This is a genomic window from Actinomadura miaoliensis (assembly GCF_039536785.1).
GTDB classification, from domain to species: Bacteria; Actinomycetota; Actinomycetes; order Streptosporangiales; family Streptosporangiaceae; genus Spirillospora; species Spirillospora miaoliensis.
Map to the genome: position 1 here is coordinate 63,256 of NZ_BAAAZG010000048.1, position 21,491 is coordinate 84,746.

At 74.5% G+C, this 21,491-nt stretch carries 16 protein-coding genes and 1 pseudogene; 10 read left to right on the forward strand and 7 right to left on the reverse strand.

The features are described 5' to 3' along the window. The first annotated feature begins 389 nt into the window (after positions 1 to 389). Positions 390 to 3,050 carry a bifunctional acetate--CoA ligase family protein/GNAT family N-acetyltransferase gene (locus ABD811_RS31640; RefSeq protein WP_344955102.1) on the forward strand — a complete coding sequence of 887 codons (2,661 nt, stop codon included), beginning with the start codon at positions 390 to 392 and terminating at the stop codon, positions 3,048 to 3,050. Between the two features lie 163 nt (positions 3,051 to 3,213). After that, complete coding sequence (locus ABD811_RS31645; RefSeq protein WP_344955104.1) at positions 3,214 to 3,525, forward strand: STAS domain-containing protein; 312 nt, start codon at positions 3,214 to 3,216, stop codon at positions 3,523 to 3,525. A gap of 122 nt (positions 3,526 to 3,647) precedes the next feature. On the opposite strand, the gene ABD811_RS31650 is transcribed toward ABD811_RS31645, so the two are convergent. Both ABD811_RS31650 and ABD811_RS31655 read right to left on the reverse strand, forming a co-directional pair. Next, positions 3,648 to 4,217 carry a hypothetical protein gene (locus ABD811_RS31650; protein WP_344955106.1) on the reverse strand — a complete coding sequence of 190 codons (570 nt, stop codon included), beginning with the start codon at positions 4,215 to 4,217 and terminating at the stop codon, positions 3,648 to 3,650. A 669-nt stretch (positions 4,218 to 4,886) separates the two neighbouring features. After that, positions 4,887 to 5,306, reverse strand: coding sequence for an OsmC family protein (locus ABD811_RS31655; protein ID WP_344955108.1), 420 nt, complete (start codon positions 5,304 to 5,306; stop codon positions 4,887 to 4,889). Positions 5,307 to 5,471: 165 nt separating this feature from the next. Between ABD811_RS31655 and ABD811_RS31660 the strand changes: the two genes are divergently transcribed. From ABD811_RS31660 to ABD811_RS31670, 3 genes are all read left to right on the forward strand, one after another. Then, positions 5,472 to 5,900, forward strand: coding sequence for a universal stress protein (locus ABD811_RS31660; protein WP_344955110.1), 429 nt, complete (start codon positions 5,472 to 5,474; stop codon positions 5,898 to 5,900). A 106-nt stretch (positions 5,901 to 6,006) separates the two neighbouring features. Beyond that, the gene (locus ABD811_RS31665; RefSeq protein WP_344955112.1) at positions 6,007 to 6,687 is read left to right on the forward strand and encodes a CBS domain-containing protein; all 681 of its coding nucleotides are present in this window, start codon (positions 6,007 to 6,009) and stop codon (positions 6,685 to 6,687) included. 5 nt (positions 6,688 to 6,692) lie between these two features. Continuing rightward, entirely contained in the window at positions 6,693 to 8,189 is a 1,497-nt protein-coding gene (locus tag ABD811_RS31670) for a bifunctional aminoglycoside phosphotransferase/ATP-binding protein (protein ID WP_344955114.1), read from the forward strand. Positions 8,190 to 8,246: 57 nt separating this feature from the next. Here the strand turns inward: ABD811_RS31670 and ABD811_RS31675 are convergent, their stop codons facing one another. Next, the gene (locus tag ABD811_RS31675; RefSeq protein ID WP_344955116.1) at positions 8,247 to 9,245 is read right to left on the reverse strand and encodes a zinc-binding alcohol dehydrogenase family protein; all 999 of its coding nucleotides are present in this window, start codon (positions 9,243 to 9,245) and stop codon (positions 8,247 to 8,249) included. A gap of 163 nt (positions 9,246 to 9,408) precedes the next feature. On the opposite strand from ABD811_RS31675, the gene ABD811_RS31680 reads away from it, so the two are divergent. Further along, positions 9,409 to 11,346 carry a multicopper oxidase family protein gene (locus ABD811_RS31680; protein ID WP_344955118.1) on the forward strand — a complete coding sequence of 646 codons (1,938 nt, stop codon included), beginning with the start codon at positions 9,409 to 9,411 and terminating at the stop codon, positions 11,344 to 11,346. Positions 11,347 to 11,368: 22 nt separating this feature from the next. On the opposite strand, the gene ABD811_RS31685 is transcribed toward ABD811_RS31680, so the two are convergent. After that, positions 11,369 to 13,063, reverse strand: coding sequence for a GAF domain-containing sensor histidine kinase (locus tag ABD811_RS31685; protein ID WP_344955139.1), 1,695 nt, complete (start codon positions 13,061 to 13,063; stop codon positions 11,369 to 11,371). Between the two features lie 185 nt (positions 13,064 to 13,248). Here ABD811_RS31685 and ABD811_RS31690 point away from each other — a divergent pair, with 185 nt between their 5' ends. Beyond that, positions 13,249 to 13,941 (forward strand): response regulator transcription factor, encoded by a 693-nt coding sequence (locus tag ABD811_RS31690; protein WP_344955120.1) that lies wholly within the window; start codon positions 13,249 to 13,251, stop codon positions 13,939 to 13,941. 142 nt (positions 13,942 to 14,083) lie between these two features. Continuing rightward, positions 14,084 to 14,527 carry a pyridoxamine 5'-phosphate oxidase family protein gene (locus ABD811_RS31695; RefSeq protein WP_344955122.1) on the forward strand — a complete coding sequence of 148 codons (444 nt, stop codon included), beginning with the start codon at positions 14,084 to 14,086 and terminating at the stop codon, positions 14,525 to 14,527. A 38-nt stretch (positions 14,528 to 14,565) separates the two neighbouring features. Here ABD811_RS31695 and ABD811_RS31700 read toward each other — a convergent pair whose 3' ends face one another. After that, positions 14,566 to 15,657, reverse strand: a complete 1,092-nt coding sequence (locus tag ABD811_RS31700; protein ID WP_344955124.1) for an acetate/propionate family kinase — start codon at positions 15,655 to 15,657, stop codon at positions 14,566 to 14,568. A gap of 18 nt (positions 15,658 to 15,675) precedes the next feature. Continuing rightward, on the reverse strand, positions 15,676 to 18,036 hold the full coding sequence (locus tag ABD811_RS31705) for a phosphoketolase family protein (protein ID WP_344955126.1): 2,361 nt from the start codon (positions 18,034 to 18,036) through the stop codon (positions 15,676 to 15,678). A gap of 286 nt (positions 18,037 to 18,322) precedes the next feature. Here ABD811_RS31705 and ABD811_RS31710 point away from each other — a divergent pair, with 286 nt between their 5' ends. Further along, positions 18,323 to 18,802 (forward strand): pyridoxamine 5'-phosphate oxidase family protein, encoded by a 480-nt coding sequence (locus ABD811_RS31710; protein ID WP_344955128.1) that lies wholly within the window; start codon positions 18,323 to 18,325, stop codon positions 18,800 to 18,802. Further along, positions 18,799 to 19,320 (forward strand): CBS domain-containing protein, encoded by a 522-nt coding sequence (locus ABD811_RS31715; protein ID WP_344955130.1) that lies wholly within the window; start codon positions 18,799 to 18,801, stop codon positions 19,318 to 19,320. Before ABD811_RS31710 ends, ABD811_RS31715 begins: the two co-directional genes overlap by 4 nt. Positions 19,321 to 19,330: 10 nt before the next feature. On the opposite strand, the pseudogene ABD811_RS31720 reads toward ABD811_RS31715, so the two are convergent. After that, positions 19,331 to 21,491, reverse strand: a pseudogene (locus ABD811_RS31720) (hypothetical protein); the annotation flags it as partial.

Below are 21,491 nucleotides of genomic sequence, written 5' to 3' on the forward strand. Positions count from 1 at the left end.
GGACCTTGGTCCCGGCGTCGCGGGGCCAATGGCGGTCGTCCCCCCGGAGGGAGGCGGGCAGTATGTAAGCGACACCCACCGACGGCGCAGAGGAACCGCCGGGACCGGGACGGGATGAGACGGCCACTGCGGCCGCAAGACCCATCGTCGCCAAGACGGATGACCCGGATCCCAAGCGCCCCGCGAGCGACCGCCGGTGGGTGCCGCATGAGGAGCCGGCCCCTCGGGGGAACCGGTCCCCCCTCCGGGGGACCTCCCTCTCCTCCCCGGGGACCTTCGCCCCTGCCGCCCTGTTCCCTCCGGCTGATGTCGTGAAGGCCGCAATGGCTCGCGGTCCGGGGACGCTCGGGCCGCCTTCGTGGCCCTGGAGGCAGATGATGTCGGCTCCCATGACCGACGCGGGTGAGCACGCGCTGCTGCGCGACGGCTCGATGGTCCACATCCGGCCGCTGGCGCGGTCGGACGGCGCGGCGCTGCACGCCCTGGTGGACCGGCTGTCCGAGCAGTCGGCGTACCTGCGTTTCTTCACCGGCGGCCTGCGCACCCCGCACGCCTACGTCGACCGGGTCACCGGCGACGGGTGGCCGGGGCACGCCCTGGTGGCCTTCATGGGCGGGCAGGCGATGGGCCTGGCGGAGATGATCCCCGACGACGGCGGCCGCGCGGAGATCGGGGTCCTGGTCGACGACCGGATGCACGGGCGCGGCCTGGGCACGCTGCTGCTGGAGCAGCTGGCGATCGAGGCGGACGCCCGTGGGATCGCCGAGTTCACCGCGACCGTGCTGTGGGAGAACCGGGCGATGATGGAGCTGCTGGCCACGGCCGGGTTCCGGGTGCGGCGGCGGTTCGGCGACCACGAGTACGACATCGGCTTCCCCCTGGCGTGCACCGGCGAGCTCGTCACCGCGATCGAGGCGCGCGAGCACACCGCCGGGGTGGCGTCGCTGAAGCGGGTGCTGCGGCCGTGGTCGGTGGCGGTGATCGGCGCGAGCCGCGACCCGCGGACCGTGGGCCACCGGATCCTGCGCAACCTGCTGGACGGCGGCTACTCCGGGGCGATCTACCCGGTCAACCCGCACACCGACGAGATCCTCGGGCTCCCCGCGTTCCCCACCGTGTCGGCCGTCCCCGGCGGGGTGTGCCTGGCGGTCGTGGCGACGCCCGCCGAGGCGGTGCCCAAGGTGGCCCGCCACTGCGCCGAGCACGGGGTGCAGGCGCTGGTCGTGGTGTCGGCCGGGTTCGCCGAGACGGGCGCCGAGGGCGTCCGGCGGGAGGCCGAGCTGCTGGCGATCTGCCGCGACGCGGGCATGCGCCTGGTCGGGCCCAACTGCCTGGGCATCGTCAACACCGCCGACGGCCTGAACGCGAGCTTCCTGCCCGCCATTCCGGCGCGCGGGCGGCTGGCGGTGATGTCGCAGTCCGGTGCGGTCGGCTCGGCGCTGCTGGAGCAGGCCGGCGCGACGGGGCTGGGGGTGTCCAGCTTCGTGTCGGCCGGCAACAAGGCCGACATCAGCGGCAACGACCTGCTGCAGTACTGGGAGGACGACCCCGACACCTCGGTCGTCGCGCTGTATCTGGAGTCGTTCGGCAACCCGCGCAAGTTCGCCGCGCTGGCGCGCCGGGTCGGGGCCCGCAAGCCCGTCGTGGTGCTCAAGAGCGGCCGGTCGGACGCGGGCGGCCGTGCCGTCCGGTCGCACACCGCCGCCGCGGCCACCTCGGACATCGCGGTGGACGCGCTGCTGCGCCGCGCCGGGGTCGTGCGCGTCGAGACGGTCCGGGACCTGCTGGACACCGCCCGCCTGCTGGCCTGCCAGCCGCTTCCGCGCGGCCGGCGCGTGGCCGTGGTGGGCAACTCCGGCGGGCCGGGCGTGCTGGCCGCCGACGCCTGCGCGGCGTGCGGTCTCGAGGTGCCCGAGCTGGCCGCGGCGACCCGCAGCGCGCTGCGCCGGGCCCTGGGCCCGTCGGCGGCCGTCGCGAACCCGGTGGACCTGACCGCCGACGGCGGCGCGGCGCAGCTCACCGAGGCGTTGCGGACGGTGCTGGCCGACCCGGGCGTCGACGCGGTCATCGCCGTCTACACCCCGCCGTTCGGTTCCGGCGCCGCGGCCTCCAAGGCGGCGATCGCCGCGGCGGCGCACGGCGCGGACAAACCGGTGCTGGCCTGCGTCGTCGGCGAGGACTCCCTGATCGACGACGGCGCCGTCCAGGTCCCCGCGTACGCCTACCCCGAGCAGGCGGTCACGGCGCTGCGGCACGCGGTGGACCAGGCCGAGTGGCGCGGCCGGCCCGCGTCCCCGGCGGCCGAGCCGCCCGGCATACGGCCGGGACGGGCGCGTTCGCTCATCGAGGCGGAGCTGCGCTGCACGCCGTCGGGCCGCTGGCTGGACCCGGAGACGGCGCACCGGCTGCTGGGGCACTACGGCATCGCCATGGCCGAGACGATCAGCGTGGACGGGCCGGAGGGCGCCGTCGAGGCCGCCGCGCTGACCGGCCTGCCGGTCGCGCTCAAGGCCACCGGCCCCGCCCTGGTCCACAAGAGCGACGTCGGCGGCGTGCGGCTGGACCTGCGGACGGCCGAGCAGGTCCGGGACGCCTACCGGGACATGGCCGCCGCCCTCGGCGACGCGATGACCGGCGCCGTCGTCCAGCGCATGGCGGGCGCGGGAGTCGAGATCATCATCGGCGCGCTGGAGGACCCCAGGTTCGGCCCGCTGGTCATGGTCGGCATGGGCGGGATCGCCGCCGACCTGCTCGGCGACCGGGTGTTCCGCGCGGCGCCGCTGCTCGACGGCGAGGCGGGCGAGATGATCCGCTCGCTGCGCTGCGCCCCGCTGCTGTCGGGCTACCGGGGCCGCCCGCCCGCCGCAGTGCCCGCCCTGGAGGACCAGCTGGCGCGGGTGTCCCGGCTGGTCGCCGACAACCCCGAGATCGCCGAGCTGGACCTCAACCCGGTGATCGTCACGCCGCGCGGCACGGCGGCCGTGGACGTGCGCGTCCGCCTCGCCCCTCCCCCGCCGGCGCCGTCCCCCCTCAGCCGCGCCCTCGGCTGACCGACGGCCGCCGACACCGGGACCTTCGCCCCTACGGAGCCGCGGGCGGCGCAGTGGAGCATGAAGACCGATGCGACGACAGCAGCCGGACAGAGATGGAGAGACGGTGACGGTAGTGGACGGCCCGCCGACGGAGGATCCGCCCCGTTTCACGATGTCGCTCATGACCGCCCCCGGAGGGACGAGGGTGGTGAGCGTGGCCGGTGAACTGGACATCGCCACCGCGGAGCTCTTCGGCGACCTGCTGCTCACCGCGCTGGACCTGGATCACCCGTGGGTGGTGGTCGACGCCGGGCGGCTGGACTTCTGCGACGCCCAGGGACTGCGCGCGCTCACGTTCGCCGGCGACCTCGCCGAGGCGCTCGGCGGCCGGGTCACGATCGTCAACGCCCGGCCCCCGGTGGTGCGGCTGCTGCGGATCACCGGGCTGAGCCGGCGGTTCGCGGTCACCGCGGCCGCCGTCCGGCCGGGCTGACCCCGTCCGCGGCCGGAGCGGAACGAAGCGGAAGAAGCAGGCAGGCGCGGGAAGCGACACGACAGCGAACAGCGAAGAGCCGGGCGGTTGCCGCCCGGCTCTTCGCCGCTTCTCGCTTCTCCTCACTTCAGCGCGGGCAGCCGGCGTACCAGGGCGGTGCGTCCCCACCACCGGCCCAGGCCGAGGGTGTCGCCGGCGCTGACCAGCGCCAGGCCCACCAGCAGGACCGCGTAGATCAGATGGTCGTCCATGAACGGGTTGTTCTCCGGGGGCAGCACCGCGCTCCACATCATCACCAGCAGCAGCGCACCCGCCGCCGCCGCGATCCGCATGCCGATGCCCAGCACCAGCGCCACGCCGATCCCGGCGAGGCCGATCATGAACAGCCAGTCGAGCGCGACGACGCCGGCCAGGTCGCGGTAGAAGCCCGCGAACGGGCCCTTGGGGGCGTGCGCGAGGAACCCCTCGGTCGGGCTCCCGCCGTTGAGCCACGCCTTCGCGCCGGGGGTCTCGTGCCCCAGCCCGAAGGTCTTGTCCAGGAACGCCCACACGAACACCCAGCCGAGCGACAGCCGGGCGATCGCCCAGACGTACCGCGCGGCGGGCGATTCGACCAGCGGCTCGGGCCGGCTCAGGTGCGGTTGCCGGATCGTTCGGTGCCCGTCACGGGCCTTGGGGGTCGAGACTGCCATCGTCCTCTCGCCTTCTCCAGGAAGGGTTGCCACCTACGACTCAACCCCCGGCGCGCTGGGGCGGACAGACGCTTAGGTCTCCTGATCGGCGGGACGTTGGTCCTCCGAACCGTCCGGGACCAAAGACCCCCGCATCGGGGGACGAGGTCCCTACGGCGGCCGCCGTGAGAGCGCGGAGGCTGGAAGGTGACGTCCCAACCACGGCGCCATGGAAAGGACGACATGAACCGCAACGCCACACGCGCCCGCGGCACCGGTCACGGTTTCCGGGACCTGGTCGACCGGGCCCTGCTCGCCGCCATAGCGGCCGTCCTCTTCCCCCACCCGCACGGCTGGCTCAGGCGGTTGTCCCGTTACCGGCGTGACGTCGGCAGGGCCGGCGTTCAGCGGACGGACCTTCAGCGGACGGGCCCGCCGAGGAACGAAGCGGCCGTGCCACCGCGTCCCCGTCTGGAACTGGTGCCGCCACCGCCGGAACACGCCGGAGCCCCGCGTACCTCCCGTGCCACCCCGCCCAGGCCCCGGCTGCACGTCGTGCCGAAACCGGGCACCTCACCGGAGCGTCCGCCGGTGAACGCGCCGACGGCTCGGCGCTGAAGGAGCCGGAAGGCCCCGCTCAGAAAGACCCCGCTCTCAGAAAGACCCCGCTCAAAAGACCACGGAGGTTGTTCAGATCACGGGAGTGCCCGCGACGGTCTCGACGTCCACGGTGATGCGCGGCAGGTCCAGCAGCGAGTTGTGCACCGTGCAGCGGTCGATGGCGTTCCGCAGCCCCGCCACGATCATCGGCGACAGGCCGTGCGGCGGTCGCACGCTCAGGTCGACGCGGGCGACGTGCGGCCGGGCTCCGGCGTTCATGACGAACCGTCCCCGGACCTCCAGGCCGTCGGCGGGAATGCCGTGGTCGCGCAGATGGCGCCGTCCGTGGAGGGCGGCGCAGGCGGCCAGGCTCGCCACGAACAGCTCGACCGGCGTCGGGCCGTCGTCCATGCCGCCGAGCGCGAACGGCTGGTCCACGCAGATGACGTGCCCGCGGACCAGGACGGCGAACGCGTCCCCGGCGCGGTGGATCACGGTGATCTCGTTCATGGCGCACCCCCACGCGGTGGCTTCGGAACCGTACCTCTCAGGCTCCCCCTCGCGGGCCGCCCGCCGAAGGGGCGAAGGTCCCGCGCGCCGGGGGCCCGTCGGCACTGTCGGCGGCTCCGCGCCGCCGCGAGGCTGGAGTCGATCAGGAGGTTCATCATGAATGCCATGCCGGGTCCGCGATGCGTCGTCGTCGGCGTCGACGGTTCGCCCAACTCGATCGCGGCGCTCCGCCGCGCCGTGACCGAGGCCCACCGACGCAACGCCGTGCTGGACGTGATCCATGTGCTCGGCTCGCACGATGGCGGACCGCGCCCGTTGCGCACCGTCGTCGAGTGGCTGCGCCTGCGCCGCCTGGCCGCACGCGAGATCCCGCGGTCACGGCGGCTCACCGCCCGGCTGCGGGTACCGGTCGGCGACCCCGGGCAGGTGCTGGCCGCCGCCGGCCGCCGCGCCGAACTGCTGGTCATCGGCGCCCGCAAGCACTCCGAGCACGGCAACCCGCTCGGCGGGGCCACCGTGCCCGTGGTGCTGGAGAGGGCCGCCTGCGAGGTGGTGATCTGCGCGGATCACGCCGCGAGCCGCCAGACGGCCTGACGCCGGGGCCGCCGCGACGAGCGCGTGGCCGCCGGGCCGCTCGGCACTACGCCGTCCGGACCTGCCCAGCAAGGCTGAAGACCTACGAAAGGCCCCGGGAGGGAACATGCGACGACGCAAGGTCGCCGACGTCATGACCGCGCGGGTGGTGACCGTCGCCGAGGAGACGCCCTTCATCGAGATCGTGGAGGCCATGGCCGAGCACGGCATCCACGCCGTGCCCGTGGTCGGCCAGGACGGCCGGGTGACCGGCATCGTCACCGACGCCGACCTGCTGCGCAAGCAGGAGTACAAGGACGCGGAGGGCCCGCGGACGCTGCTGGAGTCGCTGCGGCGCCGCCGCGTGCACGCCAAGGCCGGCGCCGTGGACGCCCGGGGCCTGATGAGCGGCCCCGCCGTCACCGTGTCGAAGGACTCCTCGGTCGCCGAGGCCGCCCGGCTGCTGGCCCGGCACGGGTTCAAGCAGGCCCCGGTGGTGGACGCGGACGGCCGCCCGGCCGGCATCGTCACCCGGGCCGACCTGCTGCGCGTCTTCCTGCGCTCCGACGACGACATCCGCGAGGAGATCATCCGCGAGGTCCTGGTGGACCGGCTCTGGCAGGACCCCTCCCAGGTCGCCGTCCGCGTCCAGGACGGGGTGGTCCAGCTGACCGGGCGGGTCGACCGGCGCAGCATGATCCCGGTTTTGGTCCGGCTGGCCGCGGCCACGGAGGGCGTGGTCGACGTGCGGGAACTGCTCTACTACAAGCAGGACGACACCATTCCAGAGTCCTACCGCCGGGTGTGAGGGCGATGGACGCCGCGCCGCCCGCCGCCGTGAGCGAGACCCACATCGGGATCGTCTTCTTCGCCGCCGACCGCGCCTACAAGCTGAAGAAACCGGTGAGCCTGGGCTTCCTGGACTTCACCACGCGCGAGGCGCGCGAACGCGCCTGCCACCGGGAGGTGGAGCTGAACCGCAGGTTCGCCCCCGACGTGTATCTCGGCGTCGCCGACGTCCACGGTCCCGCCGGCGAACCCTGCGACCACCTGGTCGTGATGCGCCGGATGCCGGCCGAGCGGCGCCTGTCGCGCCTGGTGGCCGCGCACGTGCCGGTGGACGACGCGGTGCGGTCGGTGGCGCACGCCCTGGCGAGCTGGCATTCCATGGCGCCGCGCGGCCCCGGCATCTCGGCCGAGGGCACCCGGGACGCCCTCCAGGGCCGGTGGGCCGACGGCTTCCAGCAGGTGAGGCCGTTCCACGGCACGTCGATCGACACCGCCGACGCGCTGGAGACCGAGCAGCGCGCCATGCGCTTCCTGGCCGGGCGCGGGCCGCTGTTCGACGCCCGCATCGCCGACGGCCGCGTCGTCGACGGGCACGGCGACCTGCTGGCCGGCGACATCTTCTGCCTGGACGACGGGCCGCGCGTGCTGGACTGCCTGGAGTTCGACGACCGCCTGCGCTCGCTCGACGGGCTCGACGACGCCGCGTTCCTGGCCATGGACCTGGAGCGCCTGGGCGCGCCCGGCCTGGCCGAACGCTTCGTCGCCTGGTACGCCGACTTCGCCGCCGACCCGGCGCCGCCGTCGCTGCGCCACCACTACGTGGCCTACCGCGCCTTCGTCCGCGCCAAGGTGGCCTGCCTGCGGCACGCCCAGGGCGACCCGGACGCGGCCGCCGAGGCGGGCGCGCTCGCGCAGGTGGCGCTGCGGCACCTGCGCGCCGGGGCCGTCTCGCTGATCCTGGTCGGCGGGGCGCCCGGCACCGGCAAGACGACGCTGGCCGGCGCGCTGGCCGACCGGCTGGGCTGCACCCTGCTCGGCAGCGACCGCGTCCGCAAGGAACTGGCCGGACTGGCGCCGGAGCAGCCCGCGGCCGCCGCCTACCGGGAGGGCATCTACGATCCGGCCTGGACGCACCGCACCTACACCGAGCTGATCGACCGCGCCCGGCGCCTGCTGCGCCTGGGCGAGAGCGTCGTCCTGGACGCCTCGTGGACCGCCCCCGAGCACCGCGACGCGGCCGCCGAGGCGGCGCGGCACGAGCACGCCGACCTGTTCGCCCTGCGCTGCGAGGCGCCGCCGGAGGTCGCCGCGGAACGGCTGCGCACCCGCCCGCGCGGCGCGTCCGACGCCGACGCCGCCGTCGCGGCGGCGATGACCGCCGACGCCCGTCCGTGGCCCGGCGCGACCGTGGTCGACACCACCGCGGCGCCGGAGACCTCGGCCCGGGAGGCGCTGGCGCTGGTCCGCCCGCACGGCGCCGAGCACGTCTGGCACCGCCGGCCGCGCATGGCGCCCGGCTGACCCGCGTCCCCGGTGCCGGGACCCGCGTCCCCGGTGCCGGGACGGTCACGCGGGCGGTCAGCCGGCGAGCAGGACGGCGGCGCCCTCGACCCGGTCGGCGGCCAGGTCGGCCAGGGCCCGGTCGGCGTCGGACAGCTCGTAGGGCGCGCCGGCGACGCGCAGCGGCAGCCGTCCCGCCAGGCGCAGGAACTCCTCCCCGTCCGCCCGGGTGTTGGCGGTGACCGACCGGACCTGCCGCTCCTGGAACAGGTGACGCCGGTAGTCGAGCGCCGGCACGTCCGTCAGGTGGATCCCGGCGATCGCCAGGGTGCCGCCCCGGTCCAGCCGTTCCAGGGCGACCGGGACCAGCTCTCCGGCCGGGGCGAACACGATCGCCGAGTCCAGCGGCTCGGGCGCGGGGTCGAACGAGTCGCCCGCGGACGCGGCCCCCAGCGCCCTGGCCAGGGTGCGGGCGGCGGCCGCCCGGGTGAACACGTGCACGGTCGCCCCCTCGGCCATCGCGATCTGGGCCGCCAGATGCGCGGACCCGCCGAAGCCCCAGATCCCCAGCCGCCCGCCCGGCGGCAGCGCGGCGCGGCGCAGCGCCCGGTAGCCGATGATCCCGGCGCACAGCAGCGGCGCCACCTCCAGGTCGCCGCGATGCGCGGGCAGGTCGTAGACGTAGGCGTCGCGCGCGATCGTGTACTCGGCGTATCCGCCGTGGGCGTCCCAGCCGGTGTAGGAGGAGTACGGGCACAGGTTCTCGGCGCCGCGGCGGCAGTACCGGCACGCGCCGCAGGTGCCGCGCAGCCACGCCGCGCCGACCCGGTCGCCCGGCGCGTGCCGGCAGCCCGCGCCCGCCGTGACCACCTCGCCGACGATCTCGTGCCCGGGGGTCACGCCCGGCAGGTGCACCGGCAGGTCGCCCTCGGCCACGTGCAGGTCGGTGCGGCACACCCCGCACGCCCGGACCCGCAGCAGCAGCTCGCCGCCGCCGGGCTCGGGCACGTCCCGGTGCACCGGCCGCAGCGGCCCGGTCGCGATCGGCCCGGGCTCCCGCACGCTCCACGCCCGCATCACCGTCTCCCCCCAGGACCGCGATGCCCGCTTCCGGGCGGCTGACACGGGCCCGCGGGACGGCCGGCGCCGCGCAGCGAAGAATGTGTTGAATTTGTCCGGGTATGCGGCTTTTCACGTGTTTGATGCGCGTTGTTCGACGCGGCGGCGAACGGGGGGACCGATGATCAGTAGGCGGCGCGTCCTGCGGGCGGGAGCGGCGGGAGGAGCGGGCCTTCTCCTGCCCGCCGGAACGACCGCGCGGACCGGGGCGGGAAGGGCCGCCCCACTCGATCCCGCGGCGATCAAGAAATACGCGGCCGAGCTGGTGATACCGCCGGTGATGCCACCGGACCGCCGCGGCGACACCGACCGGTACACGATCGGCGCGCGCCAGTTCCGCCAGCAGCTGCTCCCGCCGGGCAGCCCGGCGACGACCGTGTGGGGATACGGGTCCTCCCGGCACCCGGACACCTTCCACTACCCCGCCTACACCATCGAGGCGGAGATCGACCGGCCGGTCGAGGTCAGATGGGTCAACGAACTGGTGGACGCCCGGGGAAGGCACCTGCCGCCCCTGCTGCCGGTGGACCCCACGCTGCACTGGGCGTACCCGCCGGGAGGCACGTCGGGGCGCGACTCCCGCCCCTCCTTCACCTCGACACCCGGTCCGTACACCGGACCGGTGCCCATCGTGACGCACCTGCACGGAGGGCTGAACACCGAGGAAAGCGACGGCTACGCCGAGGCGTGGTATCTACCGGCCGCACGCGACATTCCACGGGGATATGCCTCCGTCGGTTCCTTCTACGAGGAATTCAGACGGAAATTCGAGGCCAAGCACGAAACACGTTGGCGCCCGGGTGACGCGGTGTTCCATTACGACAACCACGGCCGGGCCACCACATTGTGGTTCCATGACCACTGCCTGGGCATCACCCGGCTGAACGTCTACGCCGGCCTGTCGGGCTTCTACCTTCTGCGCGGCGGGCCGACGGACCTCGACCGGGGGGTGCTGCCCGGTCCCGCCCCGAGACTCGGCGACCCGCCGGGCACGCGGTACTACGAGATCCCCGTCCTCATCCAGGACCGGTCGTTCAACGCCGACGGGAGCCTGTCCTATCCGGCGAGCCGGGCCGTGTTCGACGGTTTCAAGGGGCCCTACGTTCCGGCGAGCGACATCTCCCCGATCTGGAACCCCGAGTTCTTCGCCGCCGCGATGCTCGCCAACGGCCGGACCTGGCCGGTGCTGCGGGTGGAACCGCGCCGCTACCGGTTCCGGTTCCTCAACGGCTGCAACGCGCGCACGCTGATCCTGAAGATCGTCACCGATCCGCTGGCGCGCCGCCCCGCCGCCGCGGCGCTCACCCCGTGGCAGATCGGCAGCGAGGGCGGCTTCCTGCCGGCGCCCGTCCGGCTCGGGCAGCTGCTCATCGCGCCCGCCGAGCGCGCCGACGTCATCGTCGACTTCTCGGGCCTGCCCGCCGGCACCGAGCTGTACCTGATCAACGAGGGGCCGGACGCGGTCTTCAAGGGCGGGACGGCCGGCACCGACTTCAGGCCCGCGAACCCGAAGACCACCGGGCAGGTCATGAAGTTCGTGGTGCGCCCCCTCGCCGCCGCGGACGGGTCGACGCCTCCCGAGCAGCTCACGCTCCCCCCGTTCCAGCCGCTGGGCGCGGCGCGGCTCACCCGGCGGGTGTCCCTGAACGAGGCGAAGTCCGCCCGCCTGAAAGGCGTCGGCCCCAGGGCGGTGTTCCTCGGCACCCTGGACCGCCACGGCAAGCCGGTGCCCCTGGAATGGGACGCGCCCGTCACCGAGGAGCCGGCGGTCGGGACGACCGAGATCTGGGAGATGCACAACTTCACGGCGGACGCGCACCCCATCCACATCCACGAGGTCCAGTTCCAGGTCGTCGACCGGCAGCGGCGCGGGCAGAGGGCCCGCCCGCCGGAGGCATGGGAGCGGGGCTTCAAGGACACCGTGCTCGCCCTCCCGAACGCGATCACGCGCGTCAAGGTGCGGTTCGACCGGGCCGGCCGGTACATGTGGCACTGCCACCTGCTGGAACACGAGGACAACGAGATGATGCGGCCGTACGTCATCCGCGCGGCCCGTTGACACGCCGCCCGCCCGGCGGGCGTCAGCCCGCCTCCTCCAGGGGCGCGCGCCACACCAGGAGGGTTCCGCCGCCGGGACGGGTGCGCGTCTGGAAGGAGCCGCCCAGACGCTCGGCGCGTTCGGCCATGTTGCGCAGCCCGCTGCGGCGGCCGCCCTCGGGGATTCCCACGCCGTCGTCCTCCACCCGCAGCACCACCTCCTCGTCGCCGACCTCGACGGCCACCTTCGCCTCGGTGGCCTGGGCGTGCCGGGCGACGTTGGACAGCGCCTCGCGCGCCACGGCCAGCAGGTGCTCGCCGACGTCGTCGGAGACGGCGGTGTCCAGCAGGCCGTCCAGCCGGACCGAGGGGGCGAAGCCGAGGTTGGCGGCCGCCGCGTCGACCACGGCGTGCAGGCGGCTGCGCAGGCTCTCCTCGTCGGGCGTGGTCTGCAGGGCGAAGATCGTGGAGCGGATCTGCCGGATGGTGTCGTCCAGGTCGTCCACCGCCCGCTGCACCCGGACCGCCACGTCCCGCCGCTGCGTGATCTTGATGGCGCTCATCAGCGTCATGGCCGTGGCGAACAGCCGCTGGATGACGGTGTCGTGCAGGTCCCGGGCGATGCGGTCGCGGTCCTCCAGCAGGGTGAGACGCTCGGTGTCGCGGCGCCGGTCGGCCAGCTCCAGCGCCACCGCGGCCTGGGCGGCGAACGCCTCGACCAGCCGCTGGGCGGCGGTGTCGAACGCCTGCGACAGCGGCGCGTTGAGCAGGGCGAGCACACCGCGGGCGGAGGCGCCGAGCCCGAGCGGGACGACCAGGACGGCGCCGTCCTGCAGCCCGGCGGGCAGCTCGACGCTCCACGGCGCCACCCGGCCCTCCTCCAGGCGCAGCGGGACGCCGGTGCGGTACACGCGGCCGGGCACCCCCTCGGCGGTGGTCTCGTCCAGCGGCATGCGCAGGCCGCGCAGCTCGCCGGCGTGCGCGCCGTCGGCGGCCTCCATCCGCAGCTCGCCGCCCGACTCGTCGGTCAGCCACACCGTGGCCAGGTCGGCGTCGGCGATCTGGCGGGCGCGCTGGGCGACCAGATCGGTGACCTCGCGCGGGTCGGTGCCCGACAGCAGCGCGGTGGAGACCTCCGCCGAGGCCTCCAGCCAGCGCTCCCGGCGCCGCGTCTCCTCGTACAGCCGGGCGTTCTCGATCGCGACGCCGGCGGCGGTGGCCAGGGCGATGACGACCGCCTCGTCCTCCTCGTCGAACTGCGCGCCGCCGGCCTTCTCGGTCAGGTAGAGGTTGCCGAAGACCTCGTCGCGGACCCGGATCGGCACGCCCAGGAAGGTGCGCATCGGCGGGTGGCCCGGCGGGAACCCGTACGACTCGGGATGCCGGCTCAGATCCGTCAGCCGCAGGGAGTGCGGCTCCTTGATGAGCAGGCCGAGGATGCCGTGGCCGTGCGGCCAGTGCCCGATGTCCTCGATCTGCCGGTCCGACACGCCCACGGTGATGAACTCGACGAGCCGCTCCCCCTCCTCGCTGATCACGCCGAGCGCGCCGTACCGGGCGTCCACCAGCGTGGTGGCGGCCTCGATGATGCGGTGCAGCACCGTCTCCAGGTCAAGCTCGCTGCCGATGGAGACGACCGCCTCCAGGAGGGCGTGGATCCGGTCGCGGGTGGCACGGGCCGCCTCCAGCCGCGCCTGCAGCTCGGCGAGCAGGTCGTCGAGCCGTAGCTGGGGCAGCATGGGGCGTGCCACCTCGTCCCCGGAGCCGTTGTCGTGGATCACCAGTTCAGCATTTCTCGTTCGAGCGCGGGCGTCCATCTCGGGACCTTGGTCCCCCCGATCGGGGACCTTGGTGCTTCTCGACCTTTTCCCCCACGGCTAGCGTCGAACAGTGGACACGACCACGAGACTAGGGGACTGATGTCATGACGGGCCCAACGGCCGACAAAAACCAGATCATCCGGGTATTCCTCCTGGACGACCACGAAGTGGTGCGCCGCGGCGTCGCCGCCCTGCTGTCGGCCGAGGACGACATCGAGATCGTCGGCGAGGCGGGCTCGGCCGACCAGGCGCTGGCCCGCATCCCCGCGGCCCGCCCGCACGTGGCCGTGCTGGACGTGCGGCTGCCGGACGGCGACGGGGTGAGCGTCTGCCGCGAGATCCGCTCCCGCCGGCCGGAGATCGCCTGCCTCATGCTGACCTCGTTCGACGACGAGGACGCCCTGTTCGACGCGGTGATGGCCGGCGCCGCCGGCTACGTGCTCAAGCAGATCCACGGCTCGGACCTGGTCGGCGCGGTGCGCACCGTCGCCTCCGGGCAGTCGCTGCTGGACCCCCGCAGCACCCAGCGGATGCTGCGGCGCCTGCGCGAACGGCAGGAGCGCAAGGACCCCCTGGCCGCCCTGTCGGACCAGGAACGCCAGATCCTGGAGCTGATCGGCGAGGGCCTGACGAACCGGCAGATCGGCGAGCGGATGTTCCTGGCCGAGAAGACGGTGAAGAACTACGTCTCCAACCTGTTCGCCAAGCTGGGCATGAGCCGCCGCACGCAGGCCGCCGCGCTGGCCGCCCAGCTCAGGGCGGAGGGGACCCGCGCGAACGCCGGACGCGAACACTGACCGGACCGGAACACCAGTAGGGCCGAAAGCCCCTTTCCGGATCGTCCTGTGGCAGCGGGCCGTGCGGCGCGCGGGTCCCGGCCGCCGTCCAGGGACCTTCGTCCCTGGTGCCGGTGCGCGGCCCGGCGGGAGGCTGAGGGGCATGCCTCTCGATCGCAGCGGACTGGAGATCCTGGACGCCGACCAGTGCCGTTCCCTGCTGGCGGGTGCTCCCGTCGGCCGCGTCGTGTTCACCGACCGGGCCCTGCCCGCGGTCCAGCCGGTCAACTTCGCGCTGGTGGACGACGAGGTGGTGATCCGCACGTCCAACGGGTCCAAGCTGGCCGCGGCGGTACGGGGCGCCGTCGTCGCGTTCGAGGCGGACGACTTCGACGCCACGACCCGCACCGGCTGGTCGGTGGTGGTCGTCGGCCACGCCCGCGTCGTCACCGACCCCGGCGAGCTGGAGCGGCTGCGCCGGCTGCCGCTGTCCCCGTGGGCGCCGGGCGAGCGCGAGCACTTCCTCCGCATCCGCCCGCAGATGTTCTCCGGGCGCCGCATCCCGGCGTCCGCCCCCGACACGGCGGGCCACGCGGCGCCCCTGTGAGAGCGGCGCCCCGGTGAAGCGGGCGCCCGCGCCGGCCCTCAGGCGGCGCCGAGGGCGGCCCGCACCCCCGCGGCGATCTCCAGGTCCTCGCGGGCGGTGACCACCAGGGTGCGGACGGGGGCGTCGGCGGCGGTGATCTCGATGTCGCCGTGGGCCGTCGCGTTGCGGTCGGGGTCGACGGCGACGCCGAGGTGGAACAGGTCCTCGGCGAGGCGGCGGCGCGCCTCGGCGTCGTGCTCGCCGACGCCGCCGGTGAAGACCAGCACGTCCAGGCCGCCCAGCGCGGCGGCCATCGCGGCGGCGCAGGCGCGCAGCCGGTGGTGGTAGACGTCCAGCGCGAAGGCGGCGGTCTCGTCGCCGTCGGCGGCGCGGACGCGCAGCCGCCGCATGTCGCCGGTGCCCGCCAGCCCGCGCAGCCCCGAGCGGTGTTCCAGCGCGTCGTTGACGTCCTCGGCGGACAGCCCGTGGCGGATCAGCCACAGCGGGATGCCGGGGTCGATGCTTCCGGCGCGTCCGGCCATGACCAGCCCCTCCAGCGGGGTGAAGCCCATCGTGGTGTCGACCGAGCGGCCGCCGGCGACCGCCGCCAGCGAGGCGCCCGACCCCAGGTGGCAGATCACCATGCGCCGCGTGGCCGGATCGGTCCGCAGCAGCTCGCCCGCGCGCCGGGTGGCGTAGGCGTAGGACAGGCCGTGGAAGCCGTAGCGGCGCAGGCCGTGGCGTTCGCGCCACTCGGCCGGGACGGCGTAGGTCGCGGCGGCCTCGGGCAGGTGCGCGTGGAAGGCGGTGTCGAAGCAGCCGACGACCGGGACGCCGGGCAGGGCCCGGCCGATCTCGCCCAGCGCGTACAGCGACAGCGGCTGGTGCACGGGCGCCAGGTCCACCAGCTCGTACAGCCGCTTGGTCACCCGGTCGTCGACGACCACGGGTTCGACGAGGTCGCGGCCGCCGTGCACGAACCGCAGCCCCACGGCGTCGGGCCAGGGCATCCGCGCCACCGCGGCGGTGATGCGCTCGGACTGCCGCCCTCCGTCACCGGTGGCGATCTCGGCGCGGGTGAGCGGGGTGTCGTCGTCCAGCAGGCTCAGCTTGAGGCTGCTGGATCCGGGGTTGACGGTCAGTATCCGCATCGCTGCCTCCTCTCTGGCCTAGTAGGGCCAGGTCCAGTCGCGGACCTCGGGCGCGTCCTCGCCGTGCTCGCGCGTGTGGGCCCGCATGACCAGCCGCTGGTCGTTCATGCGCTGGCGGACGTGCGCCACCCGCCCGCCCAGCGACGGCACCCGGTCGATGACGTCCATGACCAGGTGGTAGCGGTCCAGGTCGTTGAGCATGACCATGTCGAACGGGGTCGTGGTGGTGCCCTCCTCCTTGTAGCCGCGCACGTGCAGGTTGCCGTGGCCGGCGCGGCGGTAGGTGAGCCGGTGGATCAGGTACGGGTAGCCGTGGAAGGCGAAGATGATCGGCTTGTCGACGGTGAACAGCGCGTCGAACTCGGCGTCGCCGAGCCCGTGCGGGTGCTCGGACTCCGGCTGCAGCCGCATCAGGTCGACCACGTTGACCACCCGCACCCGCAGCTCGGGGAAGTGGCGCCGCAGCAGGTCGGCGGCGGCCAGCGTCTCCAGGGTGGGGACGTCGCCCGCGCAGGCCAGCACCACGTCGGGGTCGGCGCCGCCGTCGGTGCTCGCCCACTCCCAGATGCCGATGCCGCGGGTGCAGTGCAGCACGGCCTCGTCCATGGGCAGCCAGTTCGGGGACGGCTGCTTGCCCGCCACGACGACGTTGACGTAGTCGTGCGAGCGCAGGCAGTGGTCGGCCACCGACAGCAGGGTGTTGGCGTCCGGCGGCAGGTAGACGCGGATGATCTCGGGTTTCTTGTTCATCACCACGTCCAGGAAGCCGGGGTCCTGGTGGGTGAACCCGTTGTGGTCCTGGCGCCACACGTGCGACGACAGCAGGTAGTTCAGCGAGGCGACGGGCCGCCGCCACGGCAGGTGCCGGGTGACCTTCAGCCACTTGGCGTGCTGGTTGAACATGGCGTCGACGATGTGGATGAACGCCTCGTAGCTGTTGAACAGCCCGTGCCGGCCGGTCAGCAGGTAGCCCTCCAGCCAGCCCTGGCACAGGTGCTCGCTGAGCACCTCCATGACGCGGCCGTGCGGCCCCAGGTGCTCGTCGGTCGGGTACCGGTCCCCGGTGAAGACGCGGTCGGTGACCTCGAACACGGCGCCCAGCCGGTTGGAGGCGGTCTCGTCCGGGCCCATGATCCGGAAGTTGTCCGGGTTGGCCGCCACGACCTCGCGCAGGAACGCCCCCAGCGCCCGGGTCGGCTCGGTGACGGTGGCGCCCGGCTTGTCGACCGCGACCCCGTAGGCGCGGAAGTCCGGCAGGACGAGGGGCCGCAGCAGGAGCCCGCCGTTGGCGTGCGGGTTGGCGCTCATCCGCCGCTCCCCCACCGGCGCGCAGTCGCGCAGCTCGGGCAGCGGACGGCCGTCGGCGTCGAACAGCTCCTCGGGCCGGTAGGACCGCAGCCACGCCTCGAGCATCGCCAAGTGCTGAGGGTCGTCCCGTACGCCCGCCAGCGGCACCTGGTGGGCCCGCCACGTGCCCTCCACCGGCAGGCCGTCCACCTCCCTCGGGCCCGTCCACCCCTTGGGGGTGCGCAGCACGATCATCGGCCAGCGGGGCCGTCCGGTGAGCACCCCGGAGCGGGCCGCGGCCTGGATGCGGGCGATCTCGTCCAGGGCCTCGTCCAGCGCGACCGCCATCGCCCGGTGCATCTCCTCCGGGTCGTCCCCGCTCAGCAGGATCGGGTGGTGGCCGTAGCCGCGCAGCAGGGCCACCAGCTCCTCCTCGGGGATGCGGGCCAGCACCGCCGGGTTGGCGATCTTGTAGCCGTTCAGGTGCAGGATCGGCAGCACCGCCCCGTCCCGCACCGGGTCCAGGAACTTGGTGGAGTGCCAGCTGGCCGCCAGCGGGCCCGTCTCGGCCTCCCCGTCGCCGACGATGCACGCGACCACCAGGTCGGGGTTGTCGAACGCCGCGCCGTAGGCGTGCGCCAGCGCGTACCCCAGCTCGCCGCCCTCGTGGATCGACCCGGGCGTCTCGGGCGCCACGTGGCTCGGCACCCCGCCGGGGAAGGAGAACTGCCGGAACAGCCGCGCCATGCCGGCCGCGTCCCGGGATACGTGCGGATACACCTCGCTGTAGGTGCCCTCCAGCCAGGCGTTGGCGACCGCCGCCGGGCCGCCGTGCCCGGGCCCCATGATGTAGATCATGTCCAGGTCGCGGGCCTTGATCACGCGGTTGAGGTGGGCGTAGCAGAAGTTCAGCCCCGGCGTGGTGCCCCAGTGGCCGAGCAGCCGCGGCTTGATGTGCTCGGGACGCAGCGGCTCGCGCAGCAGAGGGTTGGCGAGCAGGTAGATCTGCCCGGCGGACAGGTAGTTCGCCGCCCTCCAGTACGCGTCGATCAGCCGCACGTCGTGGTCGGTCAGCGCTTCGGCTTGCTTCATGGCGGGTTCCTTCGCCTTGTCGGTGCCCGCGGCGGACGCGGCGGGGGCCGGTCCGCCGCCGCGGGCCGTCGAGCGTTCCGCGTCTGGACGACCTCCCCGCGACCGGGCACGGCAATCGCATCACCGCCCGTCCCGGCCGCGGCAGGGACGAAGGTCCGTTCCCCGGGGGCCGTCCGGACGCCGACGTCCCCACGTCCGGTGACGTTCGTCCCTGCCGAACCGGCCGGGTGTGCGCCGACAGTGGAGACATGAGGGCAGGGCCGGAACGGGAGACGTGAGGCACGACATGAGGCACGACACGAAGGACGCCAACGGCGGGCTGCAGGTCATCGGCACGCGGGAGTGCCTGGACCTGATGCGATCGGTGCCGATCGGCAGGATCGTGTTCACCGACCGGGCGCTGCCGGCGATCCAGCCGGTCAACTTCGTCCTCGACGCCGACGACAGCGTGATCATCCGGACCGTGCCCGGGTCGAAGCTGGCCGCCGCGACCCGCGGCGCCATCGTCGCCTTCGAGGCCGACGACTTCGACGAGGCCGACCGCACCGGCTGGTCGGTCACCCTGGTCGGCCCCGCCCGCGCCGTGACCTCCCCCGCCGAACGGGCCCGGCTGGCCCGGCTGCCGCTGACCCCGTGGTCTCCGGGGACGCGGGACCACTTCATCCGCGTCACCGCGCGGCATGTCACCGGCCGCCGCATCCTGCGGCCGCCCACCGCGCCGCCCCGAAGGGACGCCGTCTCCGCCCACGTCCAGGAGGAACCATGAACACGCGCAGGCCGCCGGACCGGCGCCCGGTCGCCGAGGTGATGACGACCGACCTGCTCACCGTCACCGCCGATGAGACCGTGCTGATGGCCTGGGAGCTGATGTGCCGGGCGCACGTCCACCACCTGCCGGTCGTGGACGGCGACGGGCACTGCCTGGGCGTCGTCGACGCGGCGACGCTCACCTCCACCTGGGAGCCGACCAGCCCGCTGCGCGCCCGCAGGGCCGTCACGACCCTGCTGCCGCGCCGGGGCCCCATGTGCGTACGGCCCGAGGCCACGCTCGCGCAGGCCGCCGCCGCGATGCTGTCGGCCGAACGCGACAACGTGACGGTGATCGGCGAGCACGGCGACCTCATCGGCCTGGTCACCGCCCGCGACCTGATCGCGGCGCTGGCCGGAGCCCCCGGGCACGACCGCCCGCGCGGCTCGTGCATGCCGTCGATGTACCGGATGGAGCCGGTGCTCCCCGAGCGCCAGCGGGACACCGTTCCGCACAGCACGGTCTCCCCGGACTGACCCCGCCCCTTCAGCCCGGGGGGCAGAGCCGCCGGTCGCGGACGCCGGACGGCGCGTCCGCCCACACGTCGCCGACCGTGACCGTCGAGGGCGCCCTGAGCTGCGCGCACGCCCGGTCGCGGACGGCTTCGTCGTCCAGCGGGACGTCGACGGCGGTGTCGTTCAGGGCGTCGAAGACCCGCAGGCCGCGCGCGGTGCTCGCCGTTCCGAAGGTGGCGAACCGGCCGAACAGGACGGTCGGCATCCGCACGGTGGCGAGCGGCGTGCCGGTGGCCGCGTCGGTGATCCGGAGGTCGCCCTCGGTGCCGATGGAGACGGCACTGTCGCGATAGGCGACGAGCTGCTGGAGGCCGCCGCCGTGCCCGGGCAGCGGCGACTCGCTCCAGCTCCGGTCGGCGTCGCGCCGGTAGCGCAGCACCTGCCCGTCCGCCGAGGCCGCCACGACCACGCCGTCCGGGAACGCGACGACCCTGGCGAGGCGGCGCCGGGTCAGGGTCGCGCGCCCGGCCCAGGGGTCGCCGTCCCTGAGGCGCAGCGCGTACAGCCCGCTGCCGGTCACCGTGAACAGGCGCTCGCCGTCGGGGGACATGGCCAGCGACACCTCTCCGGGCGGGACGCGGATCGTGCGGGGCGGGGAGGAGAGCCCGCGCCCGCCGTCGTGCACGGTCACGCGGTCGCCCCAGCCCACGATCAACCGGTGCCGCCTCTCGTCGTCGATCACGGCGTAGACGCCCGACGAGGACGGGTTCGCGACAGCGGCCGGCCGTCCGAGGCGGTCGCCCTCGACGGTGACGGTCTGCAGGCCGCCCGTGCCACCCACCAGGAGGGTGCGCGCCGACGCCAGGTAGGCGCTGCCGCGATAGTTGATCCTTCCCAGCTCGGTGGAGGCGACCAGGCGCCGCGTGCCCGAATCGACCAGCGCCACGGCGCCGATGCTGTCGGCCAGGCCGAGCACCACGAGTTCCCGCCGCGTCCCCGGCACGGGATGCACCGCGCGGACCCAGCGCAACCGGGGATAGGCGTCCTGCCCCTCCCGCTGCCGGTACAGCCGGACGGCGCCGGTGCGGGCCGGGACGGCGAGCAGGGCGCCGTCGCCGCTGAGCGCCGCGATCGAGCCGGTCAGGGTGGACCTGGCGTAGGTGGTGTTCACCGCACGCGGCGTCCTCCCGTCGTCCTGGGTGACCGAGCCGGGTTCGGCCGGCACCTCCACGACGCCGTTGGACACGGCCAGCAGCAGCGAGTCCGCGCGTCTGCCGCCGGCGATCCACCCGTCCCGGCGGTAGAGCAGCTGCCCGCCCACCGCCACCGCGACCGGTGCCCGCAGCCGGTGCCCCAGGTCGGACGCGAGGAAGTAGACGCTGGTCATCGTCATCACGTAGACCGCCGACCCGTCGGCGCGAACCGCGATGTACCGGCCGGGCGAGCCGAGGCCCCGCCACACGCGGTCCTCGCCGCCTCCGCGCGGGCGCCACGACCGCACCGTCCGGTCGTCCCCGGTGGACAGGACCGCGTCGCCGGAGGGGGTGAAGGCGACGGCCCGCACCGCGCCCTTGTGCGCGCGGGCCGTGCGCGGTGCGGCATCCAGGCGGGACAGGTCCCACAGCAGGACCGAGCCGTCCGCGCAGCCCGCCGCCAGCCACCGGTCGTCGCGGGAGAAGGCCAGGCTCACCGGCTGCCGGCCGGCCGTGGGCAGCGGCGCGGCGGCGGCGTGGCCGCCGGGCGGCCACAGCAGCACCCGGCCGCCGCCGGCGAGCGCGAGCGGGCCGTTCGCGGCGCCCGCGAAGGCCAGCGCGGTCGTGCGCCCGATGCCGCCGGGCGGCGGGACGTCGGCGCCGGTTCGGGTGTCGCGTACGTGCGGGGTCCCGTCGCGGCCGACCACGGCCACCAGGCGGCCGTCCCCGCTGAGCGCGATCATCGCCGGGTCGGTCGCGCCGGTCGCCAGCACCCGTTCGGTGCGCGTGTCGGCGGTGACGGCCGACAGCAGCGCGCCCCGCACCGTGGCGTTGCGCGGGTCGAGCGCCCGCGCGGCCAGCGCGCCGGCCAGCGCCCGGTCCGGTTCGTCGGCCTGCCGGTCGGCGGACCCGAGGGCGAGCCGCTGTGCCTCGGCGCCCGCCCGCTGGTCGGCGCCGCCGCCGCTCAGGACGACCCCGAGCACGGTCGCCGCGGCCGCC